Annotated in this window: 7 protein-coding genes; 5 read left to right on the top strand and 2 right to left on the bottom strand. The window is 43.0% G+C overall.

Annotation, left to right across the window (positions count from 1 at the left end; genetic code table 11):
• The 4 genes from CAG69_RS11230 to CAG69_RS11215 form a co-directional block, all read left to right on the top strand.
• On the top strand, positions 1 to 788 hold a 788-nt coding region (locus CAG69_RS11230; protein ID WP_161444203.1), incomplete at its 5' end, for a TolC family outer membrane protein.
• Between the two features lie 2 nt (positions 789 to 790).
• Entirely contained in the window at positions 791 to 1,405 is a 615-nt protein-coding gene (locus CAG69_RS11225) for an OmpA family protein (RefSeq protein ID WP_161444201.1), read from the top strand.
• Positions 1,406 to 1,572: 167 nt separating this feature from the next.
• A complete protein-coding gene (locus tag CAG69_RS11220; protein ID WP_005395049.1) occupies positions 1,573 to 1,926 on the top strand; it encodes a DUF2750 domain-containing protein in 354 nt (117 codons plus the stop codon).
• A gap of 187 nt (positions 1,927 to 2,113) precedes the next feature.
• The gene (locus tag CAG69_RS11215; protein WP_161444199.1) at positions 2,114 to 4,087 is read left to right on the top strand and encodes a tetratricopeptide repeat-containing diguanylate cyclase; all 1,974 of its coding nucleotides are present in this window, start codon (positions 2,114 to 2,116) and stop codon (positions 4,085 to 4,087) included.
• A 12-nt stretch (positions 4,088 to 4,099) separates the two neighbouring features.
• Here CAG69_RS11215 and queC read toward each other — a convergent pair whose 3' ends face one another.
• Positions 4,100 to 4,795 carry a 7-cyano-7-deazaguanine synthase QueC gene (gene queC / locus CAG69_RS11210; RefSeq protein ID WP_048626429.1) on the bottom strand — a complete coding sequence of 232 codons (696 nt, stop codon included), beginning with the start codon at positions 4,793 to 4,795 and terminating at the stop codon, positions 4,100 to 4,102.
• Between the two features lie 14 nt (positions 4,796 to 4,809).
• On the bottom strand, positions 4,810 to 5,460 hold the full coding sequence (gene queE, locus CAG69_RS11205; protein ID WP_161444198.1) for a 7-carboxy-7-deazaguanine synthase QueE: 651 nt from the start codon (positions 5,458 to 5,460) through the stop codon (positions 4,810 to 4,812).
• A 216-nt stretch (positions 5,461 to 5,676) separates the two neighbouring features.
• Between queE and CAG69_RS11200 the strand changes: the two genes are divergently transcribed.
• Positions 5,677 to 6,486 (top strand): Cof-type HAD-IIB family hydrolase, encoded by an 810-nt coding sequence (locus CAG69_RS11200; protein ID WP_161444196.1) that lies wholly within the window; start codon positions 5,677 to 5,679, stop codon positions 6,484 to 6,486.
• Positions 6,487 to 6,573: the final 87 nt, after the last annotated feature.

Below are 6,573 nucleotides of genomic sequence, written 5' to 3'. Positions count from 1 at the left end.
CTACCGCTGACCTAACTCAAGTAGAAGCTCGTTTAGCAAAAGCTCACGGTAACTTGGTGGCGGCTCAGAACAACTTATATGACAGCCACACCACGTTTACACGCCTTGTCGGACAGTCCCCACAAGGATTGATTTTTCCGCGAGCGGACCAAAACTTTATTCCCTACACCATCGATGAAGCGATTGACTTGGCATTCGAGTCACATCCAGTAATCAAAATTTCGGTAGCTGATGTGGACTCTGCAAAGTTCCAATACAAGCAATCTAAGGGAACTTACTACCCAACGATATCGGTAGAAGCGGCTCAAACATGGCGTGATGATGCAAGCGGTATCGAAGGAAGCAGCGAAGAGACAACAGCAATGTTACGTATGCGTTACAACCTCTTTAACGGTGGTAGTGATGTCGCCAATGCTGAAAACTTTGCCTATCAACTAAACAAAGCCAAAGATTTACGAGAACGCGCATACCGCAGCGTTGAAGAAGGGCTTCGTCTATCATGGAGCGCGTTAGATTTAACGCTTCAGCAAAAAGAGTTTCTGGCGGATCACGTAGATTCGGCATCTGAAACTGTTATCGCCTACGAGAAACAGTATCGCATCGGTAAACGAACCCTTCTGGATTTGTTAAATACTGAAAACGAGTTATTTGAAGCGAGAAAAAACTACTTGGATGCTCGATACTCAGAGCAGTACGCCAAGTACCGCGTTATGAATGCGACCGGCCAATTGTTAAATGCCTTGCGAGTCGATGTGCCTACGGAATGGAATGAAAAGGTGGAGTACTGATCATGAAACCAGTGAAGATTCTATTTGCATTAGGTATGCTCGCCATCACTCAACACGTTGTTGCTGAAGACGAGTATGACTATCGACCTGTACCAAGTGCAGAACAAATAGCAGATTTGCAAGATGACGATAACGATGGTGTCATCAATGCTCGAGATATGTGCCCAGGTACACCTGAAGGCTCAGAGGTCGACAACGACGGTTGTGGAGAATACATTAAAGCATCAGATAACATGCAAGTGCGGATACTTTTTGCTAACGACTCTGATGAAATCAATCCCGTGTTCAGAAGACAAGTACGTGAACTGTCCGATTTTTTAAAAGAATACCCTACTACGTCGATCGAACTGCACGGCTACGCGAGTAAAGTTGGTGGCTCTCAGCACAACCAAGATCTATCAGAGAGACGAGCGCGCAATGTACGTGAGGCGCTGTTGAGCTACAACATCGAGCCGAGCAGGGTTCGTATTGTTGGCTTTGGAGATACTCACCTAGCGCAACAAGGTACCGATGAAGTCAGCCACGCTTTAAACCGCCGAGTAACTGCTTCTGTCGTTGGTTATAAAGGCGAGATTAAAAAAGAGTGGACAATATTCACTACCCTCCCCGAAAGGTAAAAATGTCTGTATTAATGTTTGTTCAAACAAGCATTAATAAACCTAGAACGACATAAGAAAAGGAGCTTCGGCTCCTTTATTTTTACTCATTGCAATAACCGTATTATGCTTTAGGAATCGGCACTTTAGTGTTACCCTAGCGGCGTCATAACAACGAGAGTTTTGAAATGAGCAAACTTACATCAGATATCCAAGCAAACCTTGACCTTTTTGTTGCAGAAACAAAAGAAAACCAACTGGTTTGGGGTTTACGCAATGAAGAAGGTTGGCTATCTTGCGATTCAACTGAATTCGAAAACAGTGAAGTCATGCCTTTCTGGTCTTCGAAAGAAGATGCAGAAGCGCACAATGTTGAAGAATGGGCTGACTTCACTGTACTAGAAATCCCACTAGATATCTTTGTTGAAGATTGGCTTTTAACTCTTGCAGAAGATGGTGTTCTTGTTGGTACTAACTGGAACGATCAGCTAGAAGGCAAAGAAATGGAGCCTCAAGATCTAGCTAAGCTTTACATTGCATAACGACTTCTAGACCTCAACTTTATGTTGGGGTCTTTCTTTTGATGCTCTTTTTTTGATATATCGACCAAGTGCATAGTTTTCCTATTCTTTTTCTTCGTACACCCAACTCAATCACAACGCTGATCAATTAATAGCGCTATGATTCTCCAATTCCAAAGCAACAAAAGAACATAAGGCACGTTTAAATATGCGCACGCTCTATCCTTTGCTTGCGTCACTCTTACTCGCCCCAGTATATGCTAGTGACACTCAAGATATTGAGCCAGAACAAAATATCACGCAGTGGCACGCCGTTTATCAAACCACGTTGAGAAGTAATCCTGACTCAGCATTAAGCATGCTTCAAGATCGATACCACACCGCGAAATCGCACAGCGAAAAACTCTACGTCAGCGGTCTGATTTATGAATATATGTCGAACATAAAACAGCCGTACTATGGAAGCAGCCAAGTTCTCAACAATAACTTTGCTCAGTTAGAGTCAGAGTACATTCTTGCCTTAAATGAACGTAAGCATGGTAGTTATGACGCCTCAGTAAATAGCTTTTCTTCATTGCGACAAAAAATGAAGCAGACTTCAGATTCTGAAGGCAAAGCTTTGATGAACTATCAGCTCTGTTATACCTTGAATCAACAAGGTCGTTATCACAAAGCAAACTTTTATTGCTCGTCGTTAGAAAGCCATCTAAGTCAACAACACCAAGAAAACTTCCCTATTGATCTCGCGTTACGTGTGGTAGCGAACAATTATAACTATCGTGGTGACTATGAAAAAGCGCTGAGTCTTTATAGAAAGCTGCTGGCGAACATGTCTGCTCAAAGCGATCCTTCTGGCATTTACAATGACGTCGGAAATTTACTTGCAGAGCTTGGGCAGTTTGAACAATCAGAACAATATCTCATCCAAGCCCTGCTCGCTCGTCAAGATGAAGGGACACCACTCAAAGTCGCCCAGGTCGAACATAGCCTTGGGGCAATGTATAAGAAATCCAAAGAATTCGATAAAGCCATCAATCATTATCAAAATGCATTAACAATACTCAACCAGCTCCACTACCCATATGGTCAAGGGTTAAGCTACTTAGGGCTGTCTGCGGTTTTAGCCGAAAGTGGGCAACTGGATACCGCAGTAGATTACATTAGAAAAGCTTTAGACATTGCTGAAACGTATGAAAATACGCACCTCGAAACGGAAGGACATCTAGCTGCTGGGTTCGCGTATTTGAAAAACCATGCTACTGAAAAATCGATTGCACATGGCAAAGTCGCGTTAACACTAGCGATCAATAACTCTAGGCCATTATTACAGGCACAAGCTCAATTACTCCTTTCCAAAGCGTACCAAGCCCAAGGTGATTATAAACTGGCATTAGAGCACCACGAAGCCTATTCAAACATTGAATTGGCCAACCGAGACGCTAGCAATATTAAAGCATTAGAGGCATTAGACCTCACAAAGAAAGAGTACGAATATGATCTTCAGGTCGCTCGGTTGAATAATGAAAAAAGCTTAAATCAGCATCAATTTGAGAAGCTTACCGATCAAAAGCGCACTTATAATTTTGTGGTTTCCTGTTTGTTGGTCTTGCTCATTCTGGCATTGATACTTCAGCGACAAACACGACAAAAAGCCAAAATAGATAGTCTAACATGTGCGTTGAATAGAGCGGCAATTATAGAGACCATCAAAGGTCAAACCTCCAAAGCGGACGAAGACTTCCGCTATGTTTTAGCATTAATCGACCTTGATGACTTTAAGACGATAAATGATCAATACGGTCATCCGACTGGCGACTTGGTGTTACAGCAAGTTTGCCAAGTGCTTAAAGCTAAGCTCAATAAGGGAGAGTATATCGGCCGTTTGGGTGGAGAAGAGTTTATCTTATTATTGAAAAACGTCGATGAAATTGACGTTCCTTTCCGCGTACAAAGCCTACACAAAACGATTTCAGAGAAGCGCGTACGCACGGTAAATAATAGTGATCTGAGTGTAACCGCTAGCTTGGCCTATCTATCAACATCAATGCCGCTTACCAACTTTGATGAACTTTATTCGATACTAGACCAAGCTTTATACCAGGCTAAAAAGCAGGGAAAAAACATCATTATAGACGCATACGATGAGCCAATTAGCCTGGGTTCTGACTATGTTAGCCAGTAAAGCAAGGCACGACTAAACGTCAGCAGCCTGCTTGTTCACAAGAGACTGCATTACGGTCTCTTTATTGTTTAAGTAATCATCTAAGCCAGCTTTGCGCAAATCGCACGATGGGCAATCACCGCAACCATCACCAATGACCCCGTTGTAGCAGGTCAACGTATTTTCACGAACCAGTTGCAACGCGTCATATTGATCAGCTAACGCCCACGTTTCTGCTTTATTTAGCCACATTAACGGTGTTTTGATCGTCAGGTTACGGTCCATCCCTTTCACCAAAGCCGTGTTCATTGCTTTCACAAAATCGTCACGACAATCTGGATAACCACTAAAGTCAGTTTCACACACGCCAGTAATTACGGTTTCAGCCCCAATTTGGTAGGCGTAGATTCCTGCGAGCGTTAAAAATAGAATGTTACGGCCAGGAACAAAAGAGTTTGGCAGGCCGTTTTCTTGCAATTCGTGTGAGACAGGGATGTCATCGCGCGTGAGAGAGCTAATCGCAAGTTCGTTTAAAAGGCCAACATCCATCACTTTATGCGCTTTGACACCAAGATCCTTTGCGATCTTTTGTGCCACTTCTATCTCTAACTTGTGGCGCTGACCATAATCAAAAGTAATGGCATGAACTTCATCAAACTCTTTAAGTGCTTGAACCAGACAAGTCGTGGAATCCTGACCACCACTAAAAACAACAACGGCTTTTTTCATTTCTCTCTCCGCTCTTAAGCAATACTTAGATATTTATGAGTTTGAACAGACAAGCGCCAATTGCGAGCAATGCACGTTTCAATACACAATTGCGTTGCACGAGGCTTTTGGCTAATAGGCTGCAATGCAATGACAGTCTCAACCGCGACATTTGCACTTGCCAATAGCTCATCAAGGTGGTCGATGTCTTTTTGCGTACCGACTGGGTGCTTAATCTCATTTGCTCGCTCTAACGCGCTATTAAGCACTGGCAATTTACCTTTCATTGCCACTTTTGGTGACACTGTCACCCACGTATTTTCTGAAGTAATCACTTCTGATGTGCCACTGGTTTCAATTTGGCATTGGCACCCCATATCTTCAAACGCCTTTGTTAAAGGGCGCAGATCATAAATACAAGGCTCTCCACCAGTAATCACGATATGCTTAGCATTAAAGCCTTGCTGTTGATATTGCTCTACGATGTTCTCGGCAGATGCAACACACCACGTCGGAGAGTCTTCCGTTTTCACCAGAATATCGCCTATTTGACGTTGATCATTCTCATCTGCATACCACGTTTGTTTGGTATCGCACCATGAGCAACCAACCGGACACTCTTGAAGGCGAACAAAAACAGCAGGTACTCCAGTGAAAACCCCTTCCCCTTGGATGGTTTCAAACATCTCATTTAGCTTATACAACGTAGAACTCACTCAACTCATAATACTTCGAGGCGAAGACCTTAATGGACACACGTGTCTAGGTCAATTTAAACCAAAAATTAATTGTTAAAATAGACCATTTTGTAGTTTCATAGTTACGGTGAGCGTAGGTTTCTGGTTAGCGTTATACCAAACCTTATTCACTTACAGTTCCCAAAAACTTTAAGGTAAGAAATGATGTATAAACTGATCGCATTAGATATGGATGGCACACTGCTCAATAGTGATAAAGCAATCTCTGAAGAAAACAAACAAGCGATCGCAAAGGCTCGAGAAGCAGGCGTTACTGTCGTTCTCGCTTCTGGTCGCCCATTAGAGGGAATGCAAGGCAAGCTAGACGAACTGAATATCCATTCCGATAAAGATTTTGTCCTTTTCTACAATGGTTCTATTGTTAAGAACGTAGGAACAAATGAAATCATCCACCAGCAAATCATTGATGGTAAGGCCGCTAAATTAGTCGCTCGTAAAGCGAAAGAATTAGGCGCTTATGTGCACGCATTCAGCCAAGTACATGGCTTGATCACCAATGAGAAAAACCCATACACTGACATAGAAGCCAACATTAATGGCTTAAATGTGACAGAGATTAATTTTGAATCGCTAGAAGATGATCATCCAATCATCAAAGCTATGATGGTTGCAGAGCCAAGCAAACTAACAGAAGTTATAGCAGCACTGCCAGCTGAAATGCGCGAAGCGTTTACGGTTGTTCAAAGCGCTCCGTTCTTCCTGGAATTTCTTAACCCCGCGAGCAACAAAGGTATTGGTGTTGCTGCAATTGCTGAGTATCTAGGTATTCAACCGGAAGAAGTGATCTGTATGGGTGATGCTGAAAATGACCACCACATGCTGAAGTACGCTGGCCTTGGTATCGCGATGGCAAATGCGATGGAAGAGACCAAACAAATCGCTGATTACATTACGGCAAGTAATGATGAACACGGTGTCGCTAAAGCGATTGAAAAATTCGTCCTTAACGCTTAATTCTCTCCGCCGCTATGGCGTCAACGTTATTACCTTTAACTCAGCCATGGCGTCAGATATACGCAAAGCCACATTGTTGAGCTACTC

The sequence above is a fragment of the Vibrio sp. V43_P6S15P86 genome, from assembly GCF_009904725.1.
Classification (GTDB): domain Bacteria; phylum Pseudomonadota; class Gammaproteobacteria; order Enterobacterales; family Vibrionaceae; genus Vibrio; species Vibrio diabolicus.
This window is presented reverse-complemented; position numbering and strand designations above follow the sequence as displayed.

What these genes read in the sequence shown, in the direction of transcription:
- queE (WP_161444198.1), bottom strand. Translation starts at nt 5,460, where the DNA reads ATGTTTGAAACCATCCAAGGGGAAGGGGTTTTCACTGGAGTACCTGCT.
- CAG69_RS11220 (WP_005395049.1), top strand. Translation starts at nt 1,573, where the DNA reads ATGAGCAAACTTACATCAGATATCCAAGCAAACCTTGACCTTTTTGTT.
- CAG69_RS11225 (WP_161444201.1), top strand. Translation starts at nt 791, where the DNA reads ATGAAACCAGTGAAGATTCTATTTGCATTAGGTATGCTCGCCATCACT.
- queC (WP_048626429.1), bottom strand. Translation starts at nt 4,795, where the DNA reads ATGAAAAAAGCCGTTGTTGTTTTTAGTGGTGGTCAGGATTCCACGACT.
- CAG69_RS11200 (WP_161444196.1), top strand. Translation starts at nt 5,677, where the DNA reads ATGTATAAACTGATCGCATTAGATATGGATGGCACACTGCTCAATAGT.
- CAG69_RS11215 (WP_161444199.1), top strand. Translation starts at nt 2,114, where the DNA reads ATGCGCACGCTCTATCCTTTGCTTGCGTCACTCTTACTCGCCCCAGTA.